The organism is Actinoallomurus rhizosphaericola, assembly GCF_024055675.1.
GTDB lineage: Bacteria > Actinomycetota > Actinomycetes > Streptosporangiales > Streptosporangiaceae > Actinoallomurus > Actinoallomurus soli.
Genome location: NZ_JAMXMW010000004.1, coordinates 395,171 through 420,471, shown reverse-complemented (window position 1 = coordinate 420,471; position 25,301 = coordinate 395,171). Strand labels below are relative to the sequence as shown.

General features: G+C 71.1%; 20 protein-coding genes. 15 read left to right on the top strand and 5 right to left on the bottom strand.

Features of this window, described 5'->3' with window-relative positions; genetic code table 11:
- Positions 1 to 25 precede the first annotated feature (25 nt).
- Positions 26 to 589: a hemerythrin domain-containing protein gene (locus NE234_RS13185; RefSeq protein ID WP_252779243.1), complete on the bottom strand. Its 564-nt coding sequence runs from the start codon at positions 587 to 589 to the stop codon at positions 26 to 28.
- Between the two features lie 216 nt (positions 590 to 805).
- Here NE234_RS13185 and NE234_RS13180 point away from each other — a divergent pair, with 216 nt between their 5' ends.
- From NE234_RS13180 to NE234_RS13165, 4 genes are all read left to right on the top strand, one after another.
- The gene (locus NE234_RS13180; protein ID WP_252779242.1) at positions 806 to 2,545 is read left to right on the top strand and encodes a right-handed parallel beta-helix repeat-containing protein; all 1,740 of its coding nucleotides are present in this window, start codon (positions 806 to 808) and stop codon (positions 2,543 to 2,545) included.
- The gene (locus tag NE234_RS13175; RefSeq protein WP_252779241.1) at positions 2,526 to 3,746 is read left to right on the top strand and encodes a PP2C family protein-serine/threonine phosphatase; all 1,221 of its coding nucleotides are present in this window, start codon (positions 2,526 to 2,528) and stop codon (positions 3,744 to 3,746) included. The genes NE234_RS13180 and NE234_RS13175 overlap by 20 nt, the downstream gene beginning before the upstream one ends.
- A gap of 44 nt (positions 3,747 to 3,790) precedes the next feature.
- The gene (locus NE234_RS13170) at positions 3,791 to 5,041 is read left to right on the top strand and encodes an NAD(P)/FAD-dependent oxidoreductase (RefSeq protein ID WP_252779240.1); all 1,251 of its coding nucleotides are present in this window, start codon (positions 3,791 to 3,793) and stop codon (positions 5,039 to 5,041) included.
- A gap of 286 nt (positions 5,042 to 5,327) precedes the next feature.
- Positions 5,328 to 6,866 carry a cellulase family glycosylhydrolase gene (locus NE234_RS13165; protein WP_305886686.1) on the top strand — a complete coding sequence of 513 codons (1,539 nt, stop codon included), beginning with the start codon at positions 5,328 to 5,330 and terminating at the stop codon, positions 6,864 to 6,866.
- Positions 6,867 to 6,934: 68 nt separating this feature from the next.
- Here the strand turns inward: NE234_RS13165 and NE234_RS13155 are convergent, their stop codons facing one another.
- From NE234_RS13155 to NE234_RS13145, 3 genes are all read right to left on the bottom strand, one after another.
- Positions 6,935 to 8,782, bottom strand: coding sequence for a glycoside hydrolase family 76 protein (locus NE234_RS13155; RefSeq protein ID WP_252779239.1), 1,848 nt, complete (start codon positions 8,780 to 8,782; stop codon positions 6,935 to 6,937).
- A 264-nt stretch (positions 8,783 to 9,046) separates the two neighbouring features.
- On the bottom strand, positions 9,047 to 10,111 hold the full coding sequence (locus NE234_RS13150; protein WP_252779238.1) for a cobalamin B12-binding domain-containing protein: 1,065 nt from the start codon (positions 10,109 to 10,111) through the stop codon (positions 9,047 to 9,049).
- Positions 10,108 to 11,715, bottom strand: coding sequence for a PP2C family protein-serine/threonine phosphatase (locus tag NE234_RS13145; protein WP_252779237.1), 1,608 nt, complete (start codon positions 11,713 to 11,715; stop codon positions 10,108 to 10,110). Before NE234_RS13145 ends, NE234_RS13150 begins: the two co-directional genes overlap by 4 nt.
- Before the next feature lie 415 nt (positions 11,716 to 12,130).
- On the opposite strand from NE234_RS13145, the gene NE234_RS13140 reads away from it, so the two are divergent.
- The 10 genes from NE234_RS13140 (at position 12,131) to NE234_RS13090 (ending at position 22,828) form a co-directional block, all read left to right on the top strand.
- Complete coding sequence (locus NE234_RS13140; RefSeq protein ID WP_252779236.1) at positions 12,131 to 13,150, top strand: SLAC1 family transporter; 1,020 nt, start codon at positions 12,131 to 12,133, stop codon at positions 13,148 to 13,150.
- A 12-nt stretch (positions 13,151 to 13,162) separates the two neighbouring features.
- Entirely contained in the window at positions 13,163 to 13,984 is an 822-nt protein-coding gene (locus NE234_RS13135; RefSeq protein ID WP_252779235.1) for an alpha/beta fold hydrolase, read from the top strand.
- A 160-nt stretch (positions 13,985 to 14,144) separates the two neighbouring features.
- Entirely contained in the window at positions 14,145 to 16,940 is a 2,796-nt protein-coding gene (locus NE234_RS45060; RefSeq protein ID WP_305886685.1) for a helix-turn-helix transcriptional regulator, read from the top strand.
- A 208-nt stretch (positions 16,941 to 17,148) separates the two neighbouring features.
- A complete protein-coding gene (locus NE234_RS13120; protein WP_252779234.1) occupies positions 17,149 to 17,412 on the top strand; it encodes an acyl carrier protein in 264 nt (87 codons plus the stop codon).
- A gap of 17 nt (positions 17,413 to 17,429) precedes the next feature.
- Positions 17,430 to 18,521 carry a beta-ketoacyl synthase N-terminal-like domain-containing protein gene (locus tag NE234_RS13115; protein ID WP_252779233.1) on the top strand — a complete coding sequence of 364 codons (1,092 nt, stop codon included), beginning with the start codon at positions 17,430 to 17,432 and terminating at the stop codon, positions 18,519 to 18,521.
- The gene (locus tag NE234_RS13110) at positions 18,518 to 19,015 is read left to right on the top strand and encodes a beta-ketoacyl synthase N-terminal-like domain-containing protein (RefSeq protein WP_252779232.1); all 498 of its coding nucleotides are present in this window, start codon (positions 18,518 to 18,520) and stop codon (positions 19,013 to 19,015) included. Before NE234_RS13115 ends, NE234_RS13110 begins: the two co-directional genes overlap by 4 nt.
- A 51-nt stretch (positions 19,016 to 19,066) precedes the next feature.
- Complete coding sequence (locus NE234_RS13105) at positions 19,067 to 20,416, top strand: class I adenylate-forming enzyme family protein (protein ID WP_252779231.1); 1,350 nt, start codon at positions 19,067 to 19,069, stop codon at positions 20,414 to 20,416.
- Positions 20,417 to 20,436: 20 nt separating this feature from the next.
- Positions 20,437 to 21,147 (top strand): thioesterase II family protein, encoded by a 711-nt coding sequence (locus tag NE234_RS13100; protein ID WP_252779230.1) that lies wholly within the window; start codon positions 20,437 to 20,439, stop codon positions 21,145 to 21,147.
- Positions 21,144 to 22,181, top strand: coding sequence for an aldo/keto reductase (locus NE234_RS13095; protein WP_252779229.1), 1,038 nt, complete (start codon positions 21,144 to 21,146; stop codon positions 22,179 to 22,181). Before NE234_RS13100 ends, NE234_RS13095 begins: the two co-directional genes overlap by 4 nt.
- Entirely contained in the window at positions 22,178 to 22,828 is a 651-nt protein-coding gene (locus tag NE234_RS13090) for a hypothetical protein (protein WP_252779228.1), read from the top strand. The genes NE234_RS13095 and NE234_RS13090 overlap by 4 nt, the downstream gene beginning before the upstream one ends.
- On the opposite strand, the gene NE234_RS13085 is transcribed toward NE234_RS13090, so the two are convergent.
- Positions 22,821 to 23,744: a LysR family transcriptional regulator gene (locus NE234_RS13085; protein WP_252779227.1), complete on the bottom strand. Its 924-nt coding sequence runs from the start codon at positions 23,742 to 23,744 to the stop codon at positions 22,821 to 22,823. The genes NE234_RS13090 and NE234_RS13085 overlap by 8 nt on opposite strands.
- Before the next feature lie 55 nt (positions 23,745 to 23,799).
- Between NE234_RS13085 and NE234_RS13080 the strand changes: the two genes are divergently transcribed.
- Positions 23,800 to 25,284 carry an MFS transporter gene (locus tag NE234_RS13080; protein WP_252779226.1) on the top strand — a complete coding sequence of 495 codons (1,485 nt, stop codon included), beginning with the start codon at positions 23,800 to 23,802 and terminating at the stop codon, positions 25,282 to 25,284.
- Positions 25,285 to 25,301 lie beyond the last annotated feature (17 nt).

The following is a 25,301-nucleotide window of genomic DNA, read 5'->3' as shown; positions in this document are numbered from 1 at the left end:
CCCGCTCTGACCGCCCGGCCGCCGGTCAGAGCGGGTAGGCGCCGGTGCGCAGGTAGCCCCGGACCCGTTCGACCAGAGTCGCGCCCGAGGCGACGATCCGGTCCCGAAGGGAGGAGTCCGAGTCCGCGAGGTACCGCCGGATCGACGCCTTCTCCTTCGCCTCCATCGCCTTCCGCCCGAGGTCGACGAGTTCCTCCTCGCTCAGGTGCCTGGCCAGAAGCGGGAACAGCCGGTCCTCTTCCGCCTGCGCGTGCGGGTACGCCTCGGCCTTCAGCCGTGACAGGTGGAAGGAGAACTCCGCATCGGTGAGATCCGGTCTGCCCAGGTCCCGCAAGATCTGCTCGATCTGTTCGTGCCCGGCGATCTCCTGCTCGACGATCAGCTGCCCCTGGGGCAGGCGGGCGCGGGCCACCGGGTACAGGTAGGTCTCTTCGGCGACGGCGTGCCGGACCATCTCCGCGATCATCAGCTCGCCCACCGAACGCCGCAGCCGGCCGAAGTCGGTCAGATGACCCACCTCGGACAGCAGTTGCTCAAAATCACGATGGTCCTCGGTCAGGACACTGATCAGATTCTCGGATCGGTTCATCTCCGTCCGCCTCGGGAGCCGTTCCTCGCGACCGCTCACCGCGCCTCTGCCCCTGCCGCGGGCGGCGAAACGTCCTTCCCGGCGCGTCACCCGCCGAAGACCAGGACACTTTCGGATGACGCGCGTTTTCTGCTCATGAGCGAGGGAACCGGACGCAGTGAGCGGCGCAGGAGACCGTTTCCTTTGCGCACGGCCGCGCACTGAGGTGAGAAGAACATGTCAGGTCCAGATTCGTCCGCCGGCAGCGGTCGCCCCGGGACCTTCTTCCCCTGGGCGGATCCGTTCGTCTACAACGCCCGCGAGCACGGCCTCGCCGGTGACGGCGTCACCAACGACCAGCCGGCGCTCCAGGCGCTGGTCGACACCCTCGGGGCGGCCTGCGCCGACGACGGCCAGCCCCGTACGATCTACTGTCCCTCGGGGAGGTACTCGATCCGGGACAGTGCCACCGCCTGGCGGAGCGGGATCTCCCTGATCGGCGCGGGCCGGTCCGCGACGCGCTTCCTGCTGGCCAACCCCGGTGACCGGACCGTCTGCACTCCGCTGGCGTGGTTCACCATCGAGCAGCACGGCGCGAGCCCGAGTCGGCACATCGCCGACTGCACCTTCGCGTGCTTCGAGATCGACGGCTCCGGCGTGGAACTGGAGGAGTACGACCCCTACTCCAAGGGGCTGGGACTCCAGTACGTGCTGCGCGGCATCTTCCGCGACCTGTACATCCACGACGTCGCCAGTACGGGATTCGGCTGCGACTTCCTGCAGGACACCCTCGTCGAGAACGTCCTGACCGTCCACTGCGGGCGGCTCGACCCGGGCGAGTCGATGGGCGGCGCCGGCATCGGGATCGGCGTCGGCGGCTGGGGCTCCATCGAACGCTGCACCATCTCGGCCTGCACCGCGGTGGACAACGGCACCAACGGGATCTTCGTGGAACTGCAGGACGCCGACTGGGCCCCCACCCGCGGCATCCGCGTCGTCGGCTGCCATACCGAGGGCAACCGGTTCGGCATCTCCGACTGGGGCGCGGACGGGCTGGTCGTGTCCGGCTGCACGATGCTCGCCAACCTCCAGGCCGGCTATGACGTGTCCGCCCTCGGCCCCTCCGGGGTCGCCGGGCGCGGCGGCGTCGTCACCGGCTGCATCATCGAGGACAACGTCACCGACGGCGTGGCGGTCGGCAACACGCCGGGCCCGTACACCTTCGCCGCCAACCGGATCAGCCGCAACGGCCGCTACGGGTACTGGCAGCACAACCTGGACAGCGGCCGGCAGGCGGTGGCCGCCGACGTGATCATCGACGGCAACGAGTTCTGGGGCAACGGCCTGGACGGCATCACCGTCGACTCGCCTCTCACCGACCCCACCGTCACCAACAACAGGTTCCGCAACAACGGCCGGCGGTGCGAGCACGAATACGACGACGCCGGGGAGAGCGTGTCCTACACGCCGCTGTCCGTGGTCGACATCGCGGCCGACTGGCGGCCCAACGGGCACAAGGGCAAGTGCGTCACCGCCGCGGATCAGGAGGCGCTGGTGGTGGGCAACAGCCGTACGGAGCTCAAACTCGCCCCGAGACGCCCCGGATCGCCCACCGCGTGGTCCGACGGCCCTCCGCCGTCCGGCGCCCGGTACCGGCTGCCGGGCGCACCCGAGGTCAGGGCGGGCATCAGGCTGGCCGCCGGCACCGACAGCGCGACCATCTGCGGGAACCGGGCCTGGGACAGCCAACCGGACAAGACGCAGACCCACGGCCTGGTCATCACGGACTCCGGCGACTGTCACGCCGGGTTCGTGCACGACAACGATCTCCTGGGCAACGCCGAGGGCACCAGCCGCTTCGACACCGTCCCGTCCGAGGGGTGCTGGTACCAGAATCCCGGGCTCGACGACTCCGGCCGTCCCGGCTCCCTGCCCACTCCCGAGAAGGGTTCCCGAGATGAGTCCCCGGACCCGTGAGGAGAGGTTCGGGCTGAGCGAGATCCTCGCGGCGGCCGAGAACGCCGAGCCTGTGGCGTCCGTCGACGTGGTCGCGGGCAGCCTGTGCGAACGGTTCGGGGCGCGTGCGGTGTCGTTCCTCATCGTCGACCTGATCGGGCAGGGACTGGTGCGGCTGACCCACGAGGTGCAATGCGGTGGGCACGCCGAACGTGTCGCCCTCCGGAACAGCGACTATGAGACCGTTCTGCGCACCCAGAGGCCGCGCCGGCTGCCGGCCGACGACGGCGGACAGCGGGTGATCACGCCGGTGACCAACCGCGGCGACGCCATCGGCGTGCTGGAGCTGACCTTGCCCGACGCCGGTGAGGAGGTGCTTCGGCAGGTCAGAGAGGCGGCGCACGCGCTGGCGTACATCATCGTCACCGACCGGCGCTTCACCGACCTGTACGAGTGGGGTCAGCGCACCACCCCGATGAGCCTGGCGGCCGAGATCCAGCACCGGCTCCTGCCGGCCGCGGCCTGCTGCGAAGCGGCCGAGTTCACCCTGGCCTGCGCTCTCGTTCCCGTCGACGACATCGGCGGGGACACTTACGACTACACGCTCGATCGCGACGCCGTTCACCTGTCCGTCACCGATGCCATGGGGCACGAGGTGGACTCCGCGATCCTGGCCACCCTCCTGGTCAACGCGCTGCGCAGGGCACGCCGGGCCGGATGCGACGTGGCGGAACAGGCACAGCAGGCCCACCAGGCCCTGCTCGACCACGGCCGCAGCGGGTTCGCCACCGGCCAGTTGCTGCGCATCGACCTCGACGACGGCCACGCGCAGATCGTCAACGCCGGACACCCCTGGCCGATGCGCCTGCGCGACGGCGTCCCCGAGGAGGTGCCGCTGGCCGTCGACCTGCCGTTCGGGCTGTTCTCCCCCACCTCGTACACCGTCCAGGACCTCGACCTGCGCCCCGGCGACCGCCTGCTCCTGTACACCGACGGCATGCGGGAGCGCGCCGGGGGGATCGACCTGGCCGCGCTCCTCCTCGACAGCCGCGACCTGCACCCCAGAGAGGCCGTTCGGGTCCTGACCGGCGCGCTCATGGACGCGTGCCACGGCGACCTCGCCGACGACGCCACCGTGCTGTGCCTGGACTGGTACGGCGCGCGGCCGGCGAGCCGCCACACGACCGGGGGCGCCGACCCCGCCGCCGCGTCCTCGCCGTAGCGGCTCGGCGCATGAGCGATGCGGCGAGGGGAAATGGACAGGAGGTGACGGGGGCGGACACCGACGTACTCATCATCGGAGCCGGGATGGCGGGGCTGGCGGCCGCCCGGCGCCTGCACCGCGACGGCGCCGACTTCCTGATCCTGGAGGCCGGTGACCGTGTCGGCGGCCGGGTGGTCACCGACGAGGCCGGCGGGTTCCTGCTGGACCGCGGTTTCCAGATCGTCAACACGGCGTACCCACGGCTGACCGCCCTGGTCGACCCGGCCGCGCTGGACATGGGCTGGTTCCGCGCCGGGGTGCTGGTCCGCCACGGGGACCGGCTGGAGCGCTACGCGCATCCGCTGCGCGACCCACGTGGCGTGCCGGGCATGCTGCGGTCGGCCGTCGGCGGCATCGGCACCGTCGCCGACCGGGTGCGCCTGGCCGCGATCATCGCCCGGTACGCCGCCCTGCCCCCGGCGCGGCTGCTGGAGGAGCCCGAGACCACCACCGCCCGGGTGATGGGCGGGCTCTCCCCGGCGATGCTCGACGGTCTCGTCCGCCCGTACCTGTCCGGGGTCCTCGCCGACCCCGGCCTGGGCACCTCCAGCCACGCCCTGGCGATGATCGTCCGGTCGTTCGTCCACGGCCGCATCGGCCTGCCCCGCGCGGGAGTGGGCGCGGTAACGGCGGCGATCGCCGCGCCGCTGCCGGCCGGCCGGATCCGGCTGGGCGCACCGGTGGAGCGGCTGCGGGGCACGGTCGCGCACACCCCGTCCGGGCCGGTACGGGCGCGTGCGGTGCTGGTCGCCACCGACCCGGTCACCGCCGCCCGGCTGCTGCCCGAACTCCCCGCGCCGGGCATGCACGCGCTGACCACCGTCTACCACGCCGCCCCCGAACCGCCGCTCGACGAGGCGACGCTCGTCCTGGACGGTGACGGCGCCGGCCGGCCCGGCGGCCCGTTCATCGCGAACACCATCGTGGTCAGCAACGCCGTGCCCACCTACGCCCCGCCCGGCCGGCACCTGGTCGCCACCACGGTCGCCGCGCCCGACGCCGACCACGACACGATCAGCACCGAACTGGCACGGGTCTACGGCACGGCCACCGGGGAGTGGGAGCACCTGGCGACCGTACGGATCCCGCACGCGCTGCCCGACGCCGCACCGCCGCTGGGCCGGCTGCGCCGGCCGGTGGCGCTCGGCGACGGCCGCTACGTCGCCGGCGACCACCGCGACAGCCCGTCCCAGCAGGGAGCGCTGGCCAGTGGCTGGCGCGCCGCCGGCATGATCATCGCCCGCCGGGGCTGACCGGCGACGCGGCCGAAACTTTCATGCCCGGCGGCGTACGGGCCGGCGCCGTTCCCCGGTCGATGGGCGCGGTCGGGCGCGCGCCGTGCAGCCGTCGCTGCGCAGGTCACCTGAGGGATGCACCGCTCGGGGGCGCCGGCGCGGAGGTCCCGGCCGGGCGAGCGGGAGGACGCCGCTCCCCCATCGCGGACCGCCGTCTCGACGGGGCCGTGGGAGCGCTCCCATAATCCGGTGGGTCGGGGGGCACATCGGGGTCTGAACCGCACGAGTCACGTTAGGTGGTGTCATGCTCGCCCATGGAGCACGCCTGAGAATCAGATCTCTCCCGCTGGTCGTCCTTGTCCTCGCCCTCATCGCCGCCTTCACCAGCGGCGTCTCCCTCGCTCCGAAGGCACGCGCCGCGGGCGCCGGCTACTGGCACACCAGCGGCCGGCAGATCCTGGACTCCAGCGGCAATCCCGTACGCATCGCGGGCATCAACTGGTTCGGCTTCGAGACCGCGAACTACGTCGTGCACGGGCTGTGGAGCCGGGACTACAAGGACGTGCTGAACCAGCTCAAGTCCCTGCGGTACAACACCCTGCGCCTGCCGTACTCCGACGACATCTTCAAGTCGAGTACGGTCCCCAACAGCATCGACTTCTCCAGCGGCAAGAACGCCGACCTGCAGGGCCTCAACTCCCTGCAGGTCATGGACCACATCGTGAACTACGCGGGCTCCATCGGCCTGCGGGTCATCCTGGACCGGCACCGCCCGGACTCCTCCGGCCAGTCGGCGCTCTGGTACACCTCCAGCGTCCCCGAGTCGACCTGGATCGCGAACCTCAAGGCGATCGCGAGCCGGTACGCCAACAACACCGCGGTCGTCGGCATCGACCTGCACAACGAGCCGCACGACCCGGCCTGCTGGGGCTGCGGGGACACCTCGACCGACTGGCGGCTGGCCGCCGAGCGGGGCGGCAACGCGGTCCTCTCGGTCAACCCGAACCTCCTGATCTTCGTGGAGGGCGTGCAGACCTACAACGGCGACTCCGGCTGGTGGGGCGGCAACCTCGAAGGCGCGGGCACCTACCCGGTCCGCCTCTCCGTGGCCAACCGCCTGGTCTACTCCGCGCACGACTACGCCACGAGCGTGTCCGACCAGACGTGGTTCCACGCCTCGAACTTCCCCGACAACATGCCCGCCGTATGGGACAAGTTCTGGGGCTACCTGTTCAAGCAGAACGTCGCCCCGGTCTGGGTCGGTGAGTTCGGCACCACGCTGCAGTCCACCATCGACCAGCAGTGGCTGTCCGCCCTGGTGAAGTACATGGGCACCGGCACGGACTCGTTCCAGTGGACGTTCTGGTGCCTGAACCCGAACTCGGGCGACACCGGCGGCATCCTGAACGACGACTGGACGACCGTCAACACCACGAAGGACGCCTACCTGTCCTCCGTCAAGTCCACCGCCTTCGACCCGGTCGGCGACGGCTCGGGCGGCGGAGGAGGCACCGGTGGCGGGGGCGGCGGCTCCGGCAGCGCGGCCTGCACCGCCGCGTACCACGTGGACAACGACTGGGGCAACGGCTTCACCGCCACCGTGACCGTGAAGAGCTCCGGGACCACGGCCACCAAGAGCTGGAAGGTGACCTGGTCCTTCGGCGGCAACCAGTCCGTGAGCAACGGCTGGAGCGCCACCGTCACCCAGTCCGGCGCCGCCGTCACGGCGACCAACGCCTCCTTCAACGGCGGCCTGAGCCCCGGCGCCTCGACGTCCTTCGGCTTCCAGGCGACCTACTCGGGTTCCAACACCGCCCCCACCCCCACCTGCACCGCCGCCTGATCCCGGCAAGACGTGGGGGGGGGGGCCCCCCCCCCCCCCCCCCCCCCCCACACCGCCGGCCCACCGGATCAGGGGCCGGTCCGGGGCGGGCCGGTGAGGGCGCCGAGGCCGCTCGCCTGGGTGCGCCAGTCGGACGGATTCGGGGCGCCGCCCGCCCAGCGCTGGCCGATCCGGTTCAGCGGGTCGCGGTCGTGGGCCCAGATCGAGTCCGCCTGCCGCTGGGCGAACACCTGGTAGGCGGAGGCGCCGGTCGCCGCCGCCAGGTCGGCGAGGTAGCGGCTGAAGATGCCCTTGAACTGCTTCTGGTTGTCGTCACAGGTGCTCTGGCCGACGTCGCACGACTCGGTCAGGATCCCGTTCTGGGTGAGACCGGTCATCGCCGCGTCCGCGAGTCGTCGCGCCGCGGTGAGCAGTGCGGTGTCGCCGGTGGCGCGCCACGCCTCGACCAGGCCGCCGATGGCGAGGCCCTGGTTGTAGGTCCAGACCGTCTGGCCGTTGTTGCGGCAGTCCTGGGTGAGGCCGTCATTGACGAGGTTCGCGGAGTTGATCAGCCCGCTGTTCAGGTACCACGTCGCGGCCGTACGGGTCCGTTGCAGCCAGATGGTGTCGCCGGGCGTACGGCGGTGGATCGACGCGGCGAGCCGCAGGTACAGACCGCTCGTGATCGCGTTCTTGTAGGTGCGCTCCCGGTTCCACCACACCCCGCCACCGCACGTGCTCGGGTCCCAGTACTGGTTCACGTAGTCGGCGATCGTCGTGGCCATGGTCAGGTATCGCCGGTCGCCGGTGTGGTCGTAGGCCGCCACCCACGCGAGGCCCCACCACGCGCTGTCGTCGATGGCGCGGCTGACGAAGTTCCCCTCGATGGGATCGGTGCCGCGCTGCCCGGCCGGGAACACGCCCTTGTTCTGGTCGAACGTGCGGGCGATGACCCAGTCGTGCTGGTGGTCGCCGTCGTCGATGAGCGTCGTGAGCGTCGCCGCGGAGTTCCACCAGCTGCTCGGCCACCAGCCGGTGTAGGGGTCGTAGGAGTACATCAGGGCGTCGGCGGCCGCCGCGGCCCGTGACGGCGCGGGCCGTGCCCATGCCGTGCAGCTGCCGTTCTGCCCGGACACCGCTCGTCCGCAGGCACGGACGGCGCCGCCGTACAGGCGGCCGCGCGGGTCACGGGTGGCGAACATCGCGGTACGGGCGGCGGTCGCGCCGCTCGCGACCGAGAGGCGGCCGAGCGAGGAGCCGTCGGGCCAGGTCGCGCCGCCGTCCCATGAGCGGTCGAGCCACACCTCGTCGCCCGGAGCGCCCGCCTCGATGCCGGCCCAGGCCATCCCGTTCCGGTCGGTGTGCAGCCGGATCACCCGGCCGGACAGGGTGGTCGCGGGGACGGGCCGGCTGTCGCCGTTCGCCTGCCCCGCGTCGGTGCGGTCGCATCGGACGTCGCAGACCGTCGGGTAGACCCAGTCGGTGCAGGTGACCGCGCCGGCGTCGCCGCAGGCACGGATGAGACCGCGCCGGTGGCCGCGGGGGTCGGAGATGTTGTACATGAGCGTCCGCGTGCCGGTCCACGTGGCGGGGATGCTCGCCTTTCCGAGCAGGCCCTCCCACGTCTGCCCGCCGTCCCAGGACCGGTCGAGCCACACGGCGTCGCCGGTGGTGCCGTCGTCGATGCTCCCCCATGCCATGCCGTCCGCGTCCGACACGTGCAGCACCAGCGTGCGGCCGTTGATGTTCTTCTGCGGCACGGGGAACGTCTCCTGCGCCGCCCGCGACGGGTCGAGGGTGTCACAGGACAGGAAGCACACCTGGGACGCGGCGGCCGCCGGTGCGACGCGGAGGCCGGGCGCGGTGCAGAGGATCAGGGCCAGTCCGGCGACGAGGGTCGCGGCACGGCCGAAGAGGGTACGTCGATGTCCTCGCATGGGGAACTCCAGGGTGAGGCGGAGGACCTGGTTCTCCGGAAGGCGGGCGGTGTCCGCGCATGACGGTGTCGGGAACCGGCAGGTGAGGTCGTCGGCGGTGGCCGGCGGGGCAGACGCGGCGGCGGGGTACTGGATGACTGCGGTCTTTGCCGTAAATTAAGCATTACGGTCAAATCCGTCAATATGAGGGCGACTATGGGGCAAAAGCCCCGATCGCGATGTTCGATCGTGTGGGATTCGAGCCCGGACGCGGGCGCACCTCGGTCAGCGGGCGAGCGGGACGGCGGCGCGGCCGTCGCGGAGCAGGGCGACGGCGCGGGGGAGGTCCGTGAGCTGTTCGGTCAGCAGGTCCAGGCCCAGGGTGAGCGAGTGCGCCGGAACGCCGCGGGCGGCGAGGATGTCGGCGGTCCAGGCGATGAAGCGGGTGAACAGCCCGGAGTCGTCCAGGTAGAGGGCGGTCGCGAGGAACTCGGTGATGTGGGCGATGTCCTCGGCGGTGTGCCGGCGCTGCCGCTCGCTGTAGCCGGCCATGGCCGGAAACCGTTCCTCGATCGCGGCGAGGACCGCCGCGACGAGCCGGTGGGTGTTGCGGGTGACCAGGGTGTACTCCTGGTCGGCCAGGTGCGGCAGGTCGTCCAGGGGCTCGTGGGCCGCCGGGGGGACGTACGGCCGGGCGACGATCTCGGCGAGGCGGTCGGCCGCCGCACGGGCGTCAGGGGCCCAGGCGTCGGCGCCGAGCCGGTCGGCGTAGCAGCCGCCGGGACCGAAGGCCGCCCCGCCGGCGATGACCGGGACGCCCGCCGCCTGGGACGCCCTGATCGCGGTGTGCGCGGCGGGCAGGCGGGTGGGGATGGAGGAGGACAGGGCCAGCGCGTCGGGTCCCGTACGGTGCAGGTGGTCGATCAGGTGCGGAACGGGCACCTGCGCCCCGAGGAAGTCGATCTGCCAGCCGCGCAGCCGCAGGGTCTCCGCCAGCAGGCGGGCGGGCAGGGCGTGCCACTCCCCGTCGACGCACGCGACCGTGATCCGCCCCTGGTGTGACCGCCGCGGCGCGGACCCGTGGTGAGCCAGGGCCGCGATGACGCGGTCGTTGATGGCCGAGGCGGTGTGCTCCTCCGCGACGCTGAGCCGGTTGGCGGCCCACTCGACGCCGACCTTCCCCTGCACGGGCGCGACCACGTCGAGCAGGGCCGACTCGGCGTCCAGGCCCGCGTCCACCGCCGACAGCACGATCTCCACCGCGGCGTACTCGTCGCCGCCGCGCACGACGTCCCACAGCCGGGCGGACAGGACCTCGGTGCCCTTGCGGTCCGGAGCCGAAGCCGTCATCGCGGGATCTCCTCACCGCGTGGACGTCGCCCCGCCGCCTCCGGACGCCCGGCCTGCGGTGCGCTGATCGCCACGACGGCCATGTCATCGTGGTCGCGGTCGCCGGCCCATTCCGCCGCGAGCATCTGCACGCGCTCCACGACGCCTTCGGCGGGCATCCCCGCGCACTCGGACAGCGCGTCCTTCAGCCGCTCCTCGCCGAACATGATGTCGCCCAGCGGCCCGCCGCGGGCCTCGGTGATGCCGTCGGTGTAGAGCACGCACGTCTCCCCCGGCGCCAGCTCTACCCCGGCGGTCGTCGCCTGCACGTCGGGGAACGCCCCGATCAGAGTGCCGCGCGTGGCGGCCTCCTCCACGACGCCGTCGCGCCGCACGATCAGCGGCGGCGGATGCCCGGCACTGGTCAGCCGCAGCCGCACCCGGTCACCGGCGCGCACCGCCGAGGCGAGCACCAGGGTGGCGAACCGGGTCGATCCGGAGTTCAGCAGCGCCCCGTTGAGCAGGGACAGCGTCCGCAGGTGGTCGCCGGCCAGGGGCAGCAGCGCCTGCAGCGTCGTGCGGATCCGGCCCGTGGTGACCGCCGCCTCCAGGCCCTTGCCGCACACGTCGCCGAGGACGACGAGGGACTCGGTCTCCTCGTCCTCGCCCGGGTGGACGTCGTAGAAGTCACCGCCCACCAGCTCGCTGCGCACCGACGCGCGGTAGCCACCGGCGTAGGCCACCCCGTGGACGTGGCGCAGTCGCGGCGGCAGCAGCTCGCGCATGAGGATCTCGGTGATCCCCGTCCGGTCGGCGTACACGCGGGCCGCCGACAGCGCCGCGCCCGCCCGTGCCGCGAACAGCCGGGCGAAGACCTCCTCGTCGTCACCGAACCCTCGCCGGTCGCTCCGGCGCAGCAGGATCAGCGCGCCGGCCGGGATGCCGTGCCCGGGCAGCGGCGTCACCGCGACCGCGCCGACCGATCCGCCGAAGCCCTCCGGCACGGCCCACGACGGCAACCGGCCGGGGTCGATCCAGCGGGAGGGGATCGGCGGGAAGCCCTGCAGCGCCTCGCTCAGGCCCGGGACCTCGGCCGGGTCGGCCCGCAGCGTACGGCGGGAGACCTGCGCGCCGCGGATCGCGTACGCGACCGGCAGCCGTTTCCCGGTGGCGGGCGCGACGAGGATCGCGGCGTCGGCCAGGTGCTCGGCCGCCAGCCGTACCGCGACCTCCATGCACCGGTCGTAGTTCAGCGTCGTCAGCAGGGCGCCCGCCGCCTCGATCAGGAGCGCCGTGCGCCTTCGCTCCGTCTCCAGCGCGGTCTCGGCCCGCCGCCGGTCGGTGTCCTCGACCAGCCACCAGATCACGTCCCCATCCGGGGAGAAGGTCGCACGGGCTTCATAACCGTATTCGCCCGCCTCGCCTCGTACGGGCTCGTCCACGGTTCCCGACGCGACAGCGGCACGGTGCGCCTCCGCGAGCCACCCGGGTGTCGTGGCCGCGAGGCTCGCGCCCGGCTCGGCGCGCGGGAACAGCCGGGCGGCGGCCTCGTTCAGCTCGACCACCCGGCCGGCGCCGTCGGCCACCACCACGGGGTGCGGGGCCGCGGCCCATACGCCGGTCATCCGCCCGGTGCCCCGCCGGTCCGCGGGAGCAGTGCTGGAGACATCCACGCGGCAGGCCCACGGACGCGCGAGCCCCCACCACCTTCCCGGTCAGAAACCTTGCTCTGCGACAACCGTCCCTCAAGTGAGATAAAGAGCAAATTCCGGTCTGTGTACTGCCACGCTAACCGCTCGCCGCCCGTGCCCTGGCCAGGAGCGCGGCCGCACGCGTCCCTCTCGCCGGCGCCCACGCACTCGCGCCGCCCTCCGTCGCCCCTGCCACGGTCGCTCGGCCCCCGCCCCGGCGGTCCGGGCCACAGGAAGTTCGCAAGTCATTCGACTTATGGACGTTCCACCACGATCTGGGACATTGGCATCGTTGAACTCACATTGCTCGCCGATCCCGCTTCCCCCTTGCGTACCACGAGGAGCCCCCATGGCCGCCGACGAGGCCGAGAAGCCCGAGACCCCCGCGGTCCGACGGGTTCCGCTGAACCTGTTCGGCATGGCGTTCGGCATCGCGGGACTGGCGGGCACCTGGCTGACCGTCGCGCGCTACGGCCACGCCCCGCTGTGGGCGGGACGGACGCTGCTGGCCGTCTCGGCGATCGTCTGGGCCGTCACGGTGGCGCGCTACGCGCGGTACGCGCTGTCGGTACGCGGCGCGTTCGCCGCCGATCTGACCGATCCCGTCGCCGCCCCCTTCGCCGCCCTGGCGATGATCACTCCGATGCCGGCGGCGTCGCAGGGCCTCTACGCGTACGACTCGACCGCCGGAACCGTCGTCTTCGACGTGTTCCTGGTGCTGACCGTGCTGCTCGGCGGCTGGATGACCGGCCAGTGGATCTACGGGTCGCTCAGCCTCGACCAGCTCCATCCGGGGTACTTCCTGCCGACCGTGGCGGGCGGCCTGGTCGCGGCGGCCGGCGCCGCCGCGGTCGGGCAGCGGACGCTGGGCTATGCCATGCTCGGCCTCGGGCTGATCTGCTGGTTCATCCTGGGATCGATGATCATGGCGCGGCTCTTCTTCCGCCCCGCGCTGCCGCCGGCCCTCTACCCGACCCTCGCGATCGAGGTCGCGCCCGCGGCCGTGGCGACCGTCGCCTACGTCTCGCTGCACGGCCCCCACGTGGACGCCTTCAGCGCGATCCTCGCCGGATACGGCACGCTGATGGTGCTCGCGCAGCTGCGGCTGCTGCCCGCCTTCACGCGGCTGCGCTTCGCCCCGAGCTTCTGGGCGTTCACCTTCTCCTGGGCCGCGGTCGCCACCAGCGTCGTCCACTGGACGCAGATCCTCCGCCCGACCGGGTACCTCGTCTACACCTACGCCGCGCTCGCCGCGGTCACCCTTCTGATCGCCGGCATCGCCGTACGTACCGTGCTGGCCACCTTCTCGCGGGGCGGTGTCCGCACCGGGCCTCCCCGCATCTCCCCCGCGACCGCGGAAGAACACTGAGAGGAATCCCCGATGCCCACCATCACCACCGCCGACGGCACGCGCATCTTCTACAAGGACTGGGGCAGCGGGCAGCCCGTCGTGTTCAGTCACGGCTGGCCGCTGAACGCCGACGCCTGGGACGAGCAGCTGCGCCTCCTGGCCGAGAACGGCTACCGCGCCATCGCCCACGACCGCCGCGGGCACGGCCGCTCCGACCAGCCCTGGACCGGCAACGACATGGACACCTACGCCGACGATCTCGCCGCTCTCATCGAGCACCTGGACCTGCGGGACGCCATCCTGGTCGGCCACTCCACCGGCGGCGGCGAGGTCACCCGCTACCTCGGCCGCCACGGCAGCGCCCGCGTCGCCAAGGCCGTCCTGCTGGGCGCCGTCCCGCCGGTGATGGTGCGGAGCGAGAAGAACCCCGAGGGCACCCCCATCGAGGCGTTCGACGGCATCCGCGCCGGTGTGGACGGCGACCGCTCCCAGTTCTACTGGGACCTCAGCGAGAGCTTCTACGGCTTCAACCGTCCCGGGGCGGCCGTCTCCGAAGGCGCCCGCCGCGCCTTCTGGCTCTGGAGCATGCAGGTGGGCGTCAAGGCCGCCTACGACTGCGTTGAGCAGTTCTCCGAGACCGACTTCACCGAGGACCTCAAGGGCATCGACATCCCCGTCCTGGTCGCCCACGGCGACGACGACCAGATCGTCCCCATCCAGGACGCCGCGCTCAAGACCGCCGAACTGCTCAAGGACGCGACCCTGAAGGTCTACCCCGGCGCGCCCCACGGCCTGTACGGCGACTTCCGCGCCGCGTTCGAGAAGGACCTCCTGGAGTTCATCCGCGCCTGACCGGCCTGAGCCGACCGCGCCTTCGGGGCGGTGCGGGGATCACGTCCCCGCACCGCCCCGAAGTGTTCCCCGCCCGGACCACCGAACCAGGTGAAACGGCCTCTTAGTCTTGAAGCTCGCAATCACGCGATTCGCCGGGCGAAGGGACAGAGGAGCACAGATGGGTCGCGGCGGCGATGCGGGCCTGCCCGCGATCGGGGTCATCGGCAGGGAGAGGGAACTGGCCCGCATCCGGCGTCTCCTGGACCCCGAGGACACCGACCGTTCGTCTCTGCTCCTGCTCATCGGCGAACCCGGCTCCGGCAAGAGCACGTTGCTGGACGTCGCCGCCCGCGAGGCCGGGCGCCGGGGCCTGCGGGTGCTCCGCTGCCAGGGCCACGAGGGTGAGACCGAACTCGTCTTCGCCGGGTTGCACCAGTTGCTGGCCCCCATGTCGGCCGAGATCCGGGAGCTGCCCGGCCCGCAGCGCGACGCCCTGCTCAGGGCGTTCGGGCTGAACCAGCCCGAGCCCGCCGGCGCGGCGGGGGAACCCGAGCGGCTGCTGATCAACCTCGCCGTGCTGACATTGCTGTCCGACACGGCCTGCCGGCGGCCGCTGCTCGTCATCGTCGACGACGCGCAGTGGCTCGACGCGTGCTCGCTGGACGCGCTGACCTTCGCCGCGCGGCGGCTGGCCGACGAACCGGTCTCCGTCCTGGCGGCCACGCGGACCGACCCCGTGCCCGAGCAGTTCGGGGCGGAGTTCCCCCGGCTGCCCGTGTCGCCGCTCGCCGAGGCGGCCGCCGACCGGCTGCTCGACGTCCAGCCGTTCCCCCCGGCGGGACCGCTGCGACGGCAGATCCTGCGGCAGGCGGCCGGCAACCCCCTGGCGCTGGTGGAGCTGGCCAGGGCGACGGCCGACTCGTCCGCCTCCCTCTCGGACACCGCCGTCGAGCGGCTCCCGCTGACCGCACGGCTGGAGCGGATCTTCGCCGACCGCCTGGCGCGGCTGCCGGAGGGCACCCGGCGCGCGCTGCTGTTCGCCGCCGCCGCGGACGACCCCGACCTGCCCGCCGCGCTCCTCGCGTCGTCGGCCGCGGGCCCCGACGGCGGGATCGAGGCGTGGCTGCTCGCGGAGAAGGCCGGCCTGGTCACCCTGGACAGCGGCCGCGTCGCCTTCCGCCATCCGCTGATGCGCTCGGCGGTGTACCAGGCCGCGTCCTTCGCGGCCCGCCGGGAGGTTCACCTCGCCCTCGCCGAGGCGCTCGCCGGAAACCCCGACCGCCGCGCCTGGCACCTCGCGGCCGCGGCCCTCGCCCCGGACGAGACGATCGCCGCCGCCCTGGAGGCGACCGCGGACCGGGCGCGCAGGCGCGGCGGCTACCGCGTCGCCGCGGCGGCGCTCGAGCGCGCCGCGCGGCTCAGCCCCGACCCCCACCGGCAGGCGCGACGCCTCCTGGCCGCCTGCGACCTGGCGATGCACGCGGGCCGCCCGCTGTGGGTGGAGCAGCTCACCGCGGGAGTCGTCGCCGCCACCGACGATCCGGAGCTGCTCACCGAGGCGGCGCTGTGGACCGGCTGGGCGCTGGCGGCGACCACCCGCCAGAAGGCCGCGCTGTCCCACCTGCTGCCGCTCGCCGCGTCGACCGTGGACACCGCGCCGGCGGTCGCCCTCGGCGCGGTCCGCCACGCCGCCCTCGTCGTCTACACCATGGGAGACGAGGACTACCGCCGCGAGGCGCTGGAGCTGCTGGAACGGATCCCGGCGGACGTCGGGGAGAGCTCCGACCACGCGTGGCCCCGCGCGGCCCTCGATCCCTTCGGGGACCGGCCGGGGCACCTGCGCCTGCTGGAGCGGGCCGCGGCCCTGCCGGGCCTCGGGGCCAACGCGCTCAACGAGATCGGGGCGTGCGCCTGGGTGCTCGACGAGACCGCCACCGCCGTCCGGCTGTACGGCGACTCCCTGGAGCACCTGCGGCGCGCGACCACCGCCGGGTCCAACGCCACCCTGGGCCAGGCGCTGGCGATCGCCCAGTTCGAGAGCGGAGCGTGGGACGCGGCGGAGGTGACCGCCGACGACGCCCGCCGGGTGGCCGCCGAGAACGGCCTGGACATGGCCGGGCGGTCCGCGACCTACGTCAGCGCGGCGCTGCTCGCGCAGCGCGGGGACACCGGCCGGGCGCGCGAACTGATCGACCGCGCGGTGGCCGGCATCGACCCCACCGAGAGCCGCGCGCTGCAGGCACGGGCGCTGGCCGTACGGGGCGCCATCGCGACCGTCGAGGGCGACCACGCGCTGGCGTACGAGCTGCTGCGGGGCCTGTTCACGGCGGATCCCGACCCGATGCCGCTGCACTACCACGCCTCCCACTACGGCCTCGGCGACCTGGCCGCGGCGGCCGTACGCGCGCGTCAGGAGAAGGACGCCGCGCGGGTGCTGGACTCCGTCGAACGCCGGCTGGCGGGCCGGATGTCGACCCGGCTGGCCCTGCTGGCGCACCGGGCGCGGGCACTGCTGGCCCCGGCCGGCGAGGCGGAGGAGCACTTCCGGGCCGCGCTGGCCGACCCGGCGGGCGAACAGTGGCCGTTCGAACGGGCGCAGGCCCGCCTGGAGTACGCCGAGTGGCTCCGTCGCCGCCGCCGCACCGGCGAGGCCCGTACGGCGCTGGCCCAGGCCCTGGCGGTGTTCGAACGGCTCGGCGCGCGGCACTGGGTCGCGCGCACCACCGCCGAGCTGCGTGCCTGCGGGGTCGCCATGCCGGTACGGAAGAAGCGGGCGCGTCACGTGGACCTCACCGCGCAGCAGCTGCAGATCGTACGGCTCGCGGCGAGCGGGCTGACGAACCGGGAGATCGGAGGACGCCTGCTGCTGTCGCCCCGCACGGTCGGGTTCCACCTGTACCAGGCGTTTCCGAAACTGGGCGTCACGACGCGCGCGCAGCTGCGCGACGCCCTGAACGACGCGGGGCTCGACTAGGTGTACTGACCACGGACGTTGGTAACGGCGACACGGATAGATGACCGACCCTTTCGGGAGTTACCGGCTGGCCGACTTGGACGCCTTGACAAGAAAACAAACTCGTTGCAAGGTTGGCTCTAAGGGCGATCTCTGGTTCTGATATTCGCTTGCCCAAACCGCACAACTCACTCGTCGGTAATCACTCAGGAGACGAACAGGAGTAATTGTGCAGATCGAGGATACCATCAAAGAGATTCTCGTCACGAAGATATATGTGGAGGTGAGTCCAGACGAGATCTCTCTGGGTGACCATTTCCATCGAGATCTCGGCGTCGACTCGCTTGGCTTTGTCGAGTTGCGGTCCGAGGTTGAAGAGCAGTTCGGCATCGTCGTTCCGGATGACGACTTCACGCCAGATAACTTCATGTCCCTCGAAACGCTCGTCGCCTATATCGAAAAGGGGCGGGCGGCGGACAGGGCCACGAAATGACTGTCCATGTCACAGGTATGAGCTGGTCGACGCCGCTGGGTGATGACCTCGCCGGGGTGTGGGATCGGCTACTGGACGGCCTGGACGGCTTCGACCGGTTAGAAATGCCGTTCCCGGTGCGTAACGACCTGGTGGCGATGGTGCCATCGCCGCCTGTCGAGCTGGGTCATCGCGAGCGAATGCTCGCGATGACCGCCGATCGGCTGCAGGCCGCCTTCGCCGACGCCGAACTCGATCCCGCCGACGACGGCGTGGCGCTCGTACTCGGCACCAGCTATGGCGCATACCTCGATGAGGAGATGGAGACGCTCTACGACTGGGCTGTCAGCAGCGCGCGGGCCGCGGGCTATGCCGGTAACCCGGTGTGCGTCTCCACCGCCTGTTCCGCCTCATCCGACGCGCTGCTGGTGGGTGCGAGTCTGGTTCGATCAGGGCGCTACCGCGCCGCCGTCTGCGGTGGCGCGGACATCGTGACGCCGGCCAAATGGCTCGCACACTCCAAACTGGGCACGCTGTCCGACGAACGGCTTCGCGCGTTCGACGCCGCCCACTCGGGAATGCTGCTCGGCGAAGGCGCCGCGTTCCTCGTACTGGAACGGGGCTCCGAACGGGCCGGCCGGTCCTACGCGGTGCTGCGCGGCGCCGGATCGTCCAACGACGCCGTCGGCACGACTGCGCCGGCGGCCGACGGCCATACCGTACGGACGGCTGTCGACCGGGCACTGCGCGATAGTGGGCTGCGCGGCATCGACGTCGCCGTGATCAGCGCGCATGGTACGGGCACCGTACTCAACGATGAGGCGGAAGCCCGGGGCCTCGCACTGGCCTTCGCCGACCGGGACGAGTTGCCGGTGGTGTTCGGTACCAAGGGAGCCTTGGGCCACAGCCTGGGCGCATGCGGCGCCATCGAGGCGATCACGCTGATTCTGACGCTGCGCGAACGAGTCGCACCGCCGATCGTGGGGTTGACCTCGCCCATCCCCCAGGCCGCCGACTTCGTCCGTCCCGGTCGTCGAGCGGTGCAGGGAAGCGCGGGTATCAGCCTCACGCTCGGGTTCGGCGGCTTCAACACCGCGCTCGTGTTCTCCGTTGAGGAGGGAAGGCCATGACCCGAATCGCCCTGGCCGGACATGAAGTTCTTGCCACCTCTGAGGTCGACTGCGCCGACCCGAACCAACACAGCCGTAACCGCAAGTCGCTCTACGTCGACCCGGTCGCCTGGCTGGCAGTCGAGGTCGCCGACCGGGCCTTAGCCCAGATTCCCGAGGTGACGGCCGCCGGCGAGGACACCGCCGTGCTGGCGATCAGTGCGCACTGCACGATCGCCACCATGCGAAGCATCGCCGAACGCATTCGGTCCGGCCGGTTGTCACCCCTGCGTTTCACCGGGGCCAATCCCGGCCTGCTCGCCGGCGCGGTCTGCCTGGAACGGCAGTTACGGGGTCCGTCGCTGACGCTGACCATGCCACCCGAACTCGGCCGGGACACCGCGCTGGTGGTGGCCGAAGGCTGGTTGCGGTCGGGGCAGGCCCGGTACGTCCTGCTCATAACGCACGAGTTGCGCGGTGTGGACCATGTGGCCTCCTGCGCAGTGCTCGAGTAGGCCACGGTGACCGGCTCCGCAGTGACTCGCCTCCCGGTCTCCGTCGGTACGTTGGACGATTTCCTGCGCGGCGCCGTCGATATGACGGCAAGTGGGGCGACCAACGCCGCGCTGGGCCAGACCATGCAGGACTATCAGCAACTGGACCTGCCGCCGGGTACCCTCGTTGCAATCGCCCTGCCCAATGGCCGGGATCTGCTCACCCATTACTTCGCGACCGTCCTGTCTGGACTCGTGCCGCTGCTGATCTCGCCGGCCACCTCGTTGTCTCGGGTGCGTGAACTCGCGAGGCACCTCAACATCGGCGCTTACGTGGCCGGCGAGCGGTTCGCGGCTAAAGTCGGCGGCGGCCGGACCTTCGCGGTCGGCGGGCGGTGGCTGGCGTGGATGCCCCTCGACGACGATCACCCGGAGCGGTACGAACCCGGCGATGTGGTGATGCTGACCTCGGGCACGTCCGGCACGTTCAGCGCGTGTGTGAACCGCTTCGACGCACTGCTGCGAAACGCTCGCCGGCACAACGCGGCCACCGGCGTGCGAGCCGGCGACACGGTGCTGGTGATTCTGCCGCTGTACTACTCGTACGCGATCGTCGCGCAGGCGTTGGGCGCGCTGACCGCCGGCGCCCGCCTGGTGATCGGCGGACCACCGTTCACTACGGACGGATACCGGGCCACCATCACCGATCACGGCATCGACATTTCCGCGGTCACCCCGGCCTTGGCCCGGCAACTCCTCGCGGAGGACCGACCGCTGCCCCGCCGGTTGCGCACCCTTACCGTCGGCGGCGACCAGCTCCCCGGCGCCCAGGTGGGGGAGCTGCTCGCCCGGCATGACGGCGAGCTCTACCTGACCTACGGGCTGACCGAGGCGGGGCCACGGGTGTCGACCCTCGCGGCGCACCAGGAACCCCGGCCACGGTGGGACTCTGTCGGACTGCCGCTGCCGGACGTGGCGGTCGGGTTGCGGAACGTTCGGCCGGATGGAATCGGTGAGCTGGTGGTGGAGTCCGACACCGTCCTGCGGCGCAAGGCCGGGCAGTTCCACCACCAGCCGCTGCTCGCACCAGGCCGGATCGCGACCGGAGACCTGTTCTCCATCGACGACGGTTATCTGTTCTTCGCCGGCCGGATACGGGATTTCGTCGTGATTCGCGGCGAGAAGGTGTCGTTGCTGTCGATGCGGACGGCGGCCCAGGCCGTACCCGGCGTGGTGCGTGCTCGAACCGCGGTGATCAACGAGGGCGACGATCCCATCATCGAGTTGGTCGTGCACGTCGCAGACCCGGCCCGGACCACCCCGGAGACGATGACCAGGCAGCTCGGCCGCGTATTGATGCGCGGCGAACGGCCGCACCGCGTGCGGGTGCTGGCCGAGGACCATGCCCAGTTCCACAAGTAGCTTCGTTGCGAGGTGACGACGTGACCGTGCAGATGTTCTGTGTCCCCCATGCGGGCGGGACGGCCAGCGCCTTCCGGCGGTGGAACGACCAGATCGGCGACGGGTTGGCCGTCATACCCCTTGAGCTGGCGGGACGCGGCCCACGCGCCAACGACCCGTTCTCTCCGGATGTTCCGGCCGCAGTCACCGACCTGATCGACCAACTGACGTCAAAGCGGGATGGTTCGCTTTTCGTCCTGTTCGGACACTGCATGGGGGCGGTGATCGCCTTCGAGATGGCGCGCCGACTGCGTGGCGCCGATGACGAGCCGGTACTGCTCGTTGTCTCCGGGCGCAACCCCCCGCACCTGCCGAACGAGTGGTCCCGTAAGGTCGCGCCACTGTCCGACGACGAGTTGTTCACCGAGCTCGTCGCCGTGGGCGGAGTGCCCAAAGGGCTCAGCCGCGCGATGGCCCGCGCCTTCCTGCCGATCTTCCGCGCCGATCAGGCCATGGTCCGCGGCTACGACGCCGGCGGCCCCGAACCCCGGATCAGCCAGCCGGTCCTCGCGCTCGCCGGCGACGACGACTTCATGACCAGTGACAGTCTGCTGCCGGGTTGGGCCGACTACACCGAACGCTCCGTGACGGTATGCAAGCTGCCCGGCAACCACTATTTCGTCTACAACTGGGTGGCCGAGGTGGGCCAGTTCATCCGGGAACAGCTACTCGACGTGGAGGTGACCCGATGAGGTACCGCTATCTCGGCGGAAGTGGCGTCAAGGTCAGCACGTTGTGCCTGGGCACACTGATGTTCGGCGCGTGGGGCCGGACCACCCATGAGGACGCTCTCGCAATCATCGACCGCGCCCTGGACGCGGGAATCAACTACATCGACACCGCCGACTCGTACGCGGGCGGGGAGTCCGAGGAGATCGTCGGCAAGGCGCTGGCCAAATCCGGCAAACGAGACCGGCTCATCGTCGCGACCAAGGTGTTCTGGAACATGAGCGTGGACCCGAATTTCCGCGGTCTGTCCCGGCGCTGGATCATCTACGAGGTCGAGCAGAGCCTCCGCCGGCTCGGCACCGACTACATCGATCTGTACCAGGTGCATCGGCCGGATACCAATACCGATATCGAGGAGACGCTGGACGCACTGTCCGATCTGGTCAAGGCAGGAAAGATCCGCTATTTCGGCACGTCCAACTTCCCGGCTCACCGCATCGTGGAGGCGCAGTGGGCGGCCAGCACCGGCGGTCGGCGCCGATTCGTCAGCGAGCAGCCCCAATATTCGATGCTGGCGCGCGAGGTCGAGGCCGATGTCCTACCGGTCTGTCAGAAACACAACATCGGTGTCACTACCTGGAGTCCGCTCGCAGGTGGGTGGCTGACCGGTCGCTACCGCGCGAACACCGGGCAGGCGGCGACCCCACGCGTCGGCCGCTGGCCCAAACGCTATGACCCCGCCGAACCGGCCAACCAGCACAAACTGGCGGTCGTCGAGCAGCTTGCGGCGCTGGCCGACGAGGCCGGCATGACGCTGATCGAGTTGGCGCTGGCGTTCTGTCTCAACCACAAGGCGGTGACGTCGGTGGCGATCGGACCGCGCACCATGGCGCAACTGGAGAATCAACTCAAGGCGCCGTACGTGGTGTTGGACAAGGACGTGCTGGACCGCATCGACGAGATCGTCCCGCCCGGGTCGATGCTGGTGAGCCGAGAGGACGGCAGCTGGATTCCGCCCGAACTGACGGACGCCGGCCTGCGGAGAAGGGGCGCATGAGCTATCCAGGTGCGCTCGCCGAGGCGGTGCGGCGGGCCGGGCTCGACCTCATGTACGGCGCGTTGGGCGTGCCGGAGCGGTTCCACGCCGCATTGCGGACACAGTGGTTCGCCCTCACCCAGCCGATCGCGGATGGTGAACTCACCACGGACGCGGTGTGCGAGCAGATCGAACGCAGGGGACCGGAGGTGAGGGGATTCCGGTACCGACTGCGACTGCTGCGGGGTTTCGAGGAGTACGCCCGGGGCGGCGGTGAGATCCGCTGCCTCTCACCGGCCGTGTACCGATTCATCCGTGCCCAGCAACGCTTCGAGCCGGGAGAAGAGTTCACCTCCGACCGGAACGACCTTGTAGCGATCGACGGCATCCCACCCGAAGAGGTGCTGCTGGCCGCCGAAGGATCGGGCTGGTCGCTGGTACCCCGGCGGCTGTCCGAGACCGCGGACCACCTCCCGGGCGCGATGCTGATGGCCGCCGCCGGGCAGGCGGTCCTGGCATCGGGAGGACTGCGGTCGATCTCCCGGATGTTCGGCGAGTTCGTGCGTCACGCGGAGGTGACCGCCCCGGTCACGCTGGTCGTCTCGGATGCCTGCGACGTTCAGGCCAGCCAGCGGGGTGAGGTCGTGTTCCGCGCCGAGGTCAGCTGATCGTCGCGGCGATCTCTACCAGGGTGTCCAGCACCGTGCGAATATGGGGAACGGCCTGGGCGCCTGCCCGGGTCGCGGCGTAGATGCGGCGTGCCGGCGGCGACTCCAGCCGTCGGCGCACCGCGCCGTCCGGAAGCCGGCCGATCGCCATACGCGGCACAAGTTCCACACCCTCGCCGGCGGCGACCAATCCGAGCGTGGCACTCCACTGGTGGGTGAAGTGCCGCACGTCGGGGGTGAAACCGGCGGCGGCGCACGCGCTGAGCGTGATCTGTCCGCAGGCGGTGCCGCTGCCACCACTGATCCACGGCTCGTCGGCGAGATCGGCCAGCTTGAGCGGCTCCGGCGCGCCGGCGAGCGGACTGTCCTCCGGCAGTACGACGTCCAGCGGGTCGACGAGCAGATCGACACGGTGGTAACGACGGTCGGTTCGAGTCGGCCCGCCGAGGTACTCGGTTGTGATCACGATGTCGAGGTCGCCGGCGTACAACCGCTCCATGGACGTCGGAGGCTCCGACTCGCGGACCAACACCCGCAGACCGGGGGTGGCCTGGCGCAACTCCCTGAGGGCGGGGCCGACCAGTTGCCCGATCGCGGTGGCGAACGTGCCGATGCGCACCGTGCCGGATCTGCCGGCGGCGTGTTCGGCCAGGTCGGCACGGATGCGCTCCAGCTGCGCCCCGATCGCAGCCGCGTGTTCGAGCAGTACCTCGGCCTGTGACGTCAGCCGAATCGTGCGGCCCTGCTTGACCACCAGGGGCACGCCCAGCTCTCTGGCCAGCGCGCTCAGTTGCTGAGAAACCGCGGACGGCGTCAGATGCAGCGCCGTGGCCGTGGCGACGATGGTGCCGTGGGCACGCACCTGCTCAAGCACACGCAGCCGCCGAACGTCGACAGTGAAGCCATCGCTATCCATTCTCACCAAATAATTCTAACTTGACCTAATGTTTCTGGCTGGACACGATGAGGTCGTGAACCACGCCAGGCTCGCCCTGCGGCCGCTTTTCGCGCTCGGCCTCGGTTACTTCCTCGTCATGTTCGATGTCACGTCGATAAACGTGGCAGTCCCCCGTATCGAGCAGTCACTGGGATCCGGTACGGCCGGCGGGCAGTGGGTCGTGGACACGTACAGCACCGTCTTCGCGGCCCTGTTACTACTCGGCGGCGGCCTGGGCGAACGGTTCGGCCACCGGCGGATCTTCCTCATCGGGCTGGAGCTCTTCGCCATCGCGTCGGTTCTGTGCGCGGCCGCGCCGGATATCGCCGTGCTGGTTGCCGGGCGGCTGGCGCAGGGCGCGGGCGGCGCCCTTCTTGTTCCCTGTTCGCTGTCCCTGCTCGCCTCGGTCTACACCGACCGGGGCGAGCGGGCGCGGGCGGTCGGGGCGTGGGCCGGTATCTCGGGAATCGCGTTCGCCCTCGGGCCCGTCCTCGGCGGATTCCTGGTAGCCGGCGTGGGTTGGCGTGCGGTGTTCTGGCTGAACCTGCCCTTTGCCGCGCTGGCGGTGGTGATGACGGTGCGCCATCTGGACACGCCTCGACGCGCGGAACCGGCCGGCGCGGTGGACGTCCGCGGCCAACTGCTCGCGATTACCGGCCTGGCCTGCGTCGCCGGGGCGCTGAATGAGGCCGCCACGCTCGGCTGGGGCTCTCCGCTGGTGCCGGCGATCCTCGTCCTCGGCGTGCTCATTCTGGCGGCTTTCGTGGTCACCGAGCGGCGGTTGGAGCGGCGTGGCCGACGGCCGCTGCTGGCGCCGTCGCTGTTCCGCGGCAGTGGATTCGCCGCCGCGGCGACCATCGGCATGCTGCTCAATCTCGGTTTCTACGGTCTCCTGTTCCTCATCCCGGTGTATTTCCAGCAACAACGCGGCTATGACGCGCTGACCACGGGATTCCTAATGCTGCCGGCGGTCGGCATGGCATTGTTCGCCTCGCCGCTGTCCGGCCGGATCACCGCCCGCTACGGTTCGTTCCGGCCCATGGTCGCCTTCCTGCTGCTCGGTGGAGCCGGGTTCGTCGGTTGGCTGGCGACAGGACCGGCCACGCCGTACTTCATCACCTTCTGGCCGCTGGCCCTGACCGGCCTGGCCGCACCACTGGTCGTCACCGCGGTCACGGCGGCGATGATCGAATCCGTCCCGGTCGAGAAGGCCGGCATCGCGTCCGCGGTGCTCATGACCGCTCGCCAGATCGGCAACACCATCGGCGTCGCGCTGTTCGGCACCCTGGCGGCCACCTCGTCCAACGTGCTTGCGGGTCTCCATCTTTCCGCCGTCGTCGCCGCGGCGAGCTTCGCGCTCGGTGCCGCCCTCGCCTACCGCGCCGGCCGCCAGGTGGCGATCGTCGCTGCGGCGGGGGCCGGCTCTGGCGAGAGCTGCCCGACGCCGTCCGGCTCGACACGGAAAGTCCAGCGCTACGCCACCCCATCTCCCGCGACCAAGACCGAAAACAATGCATGACATGACGGAGGAGGCGC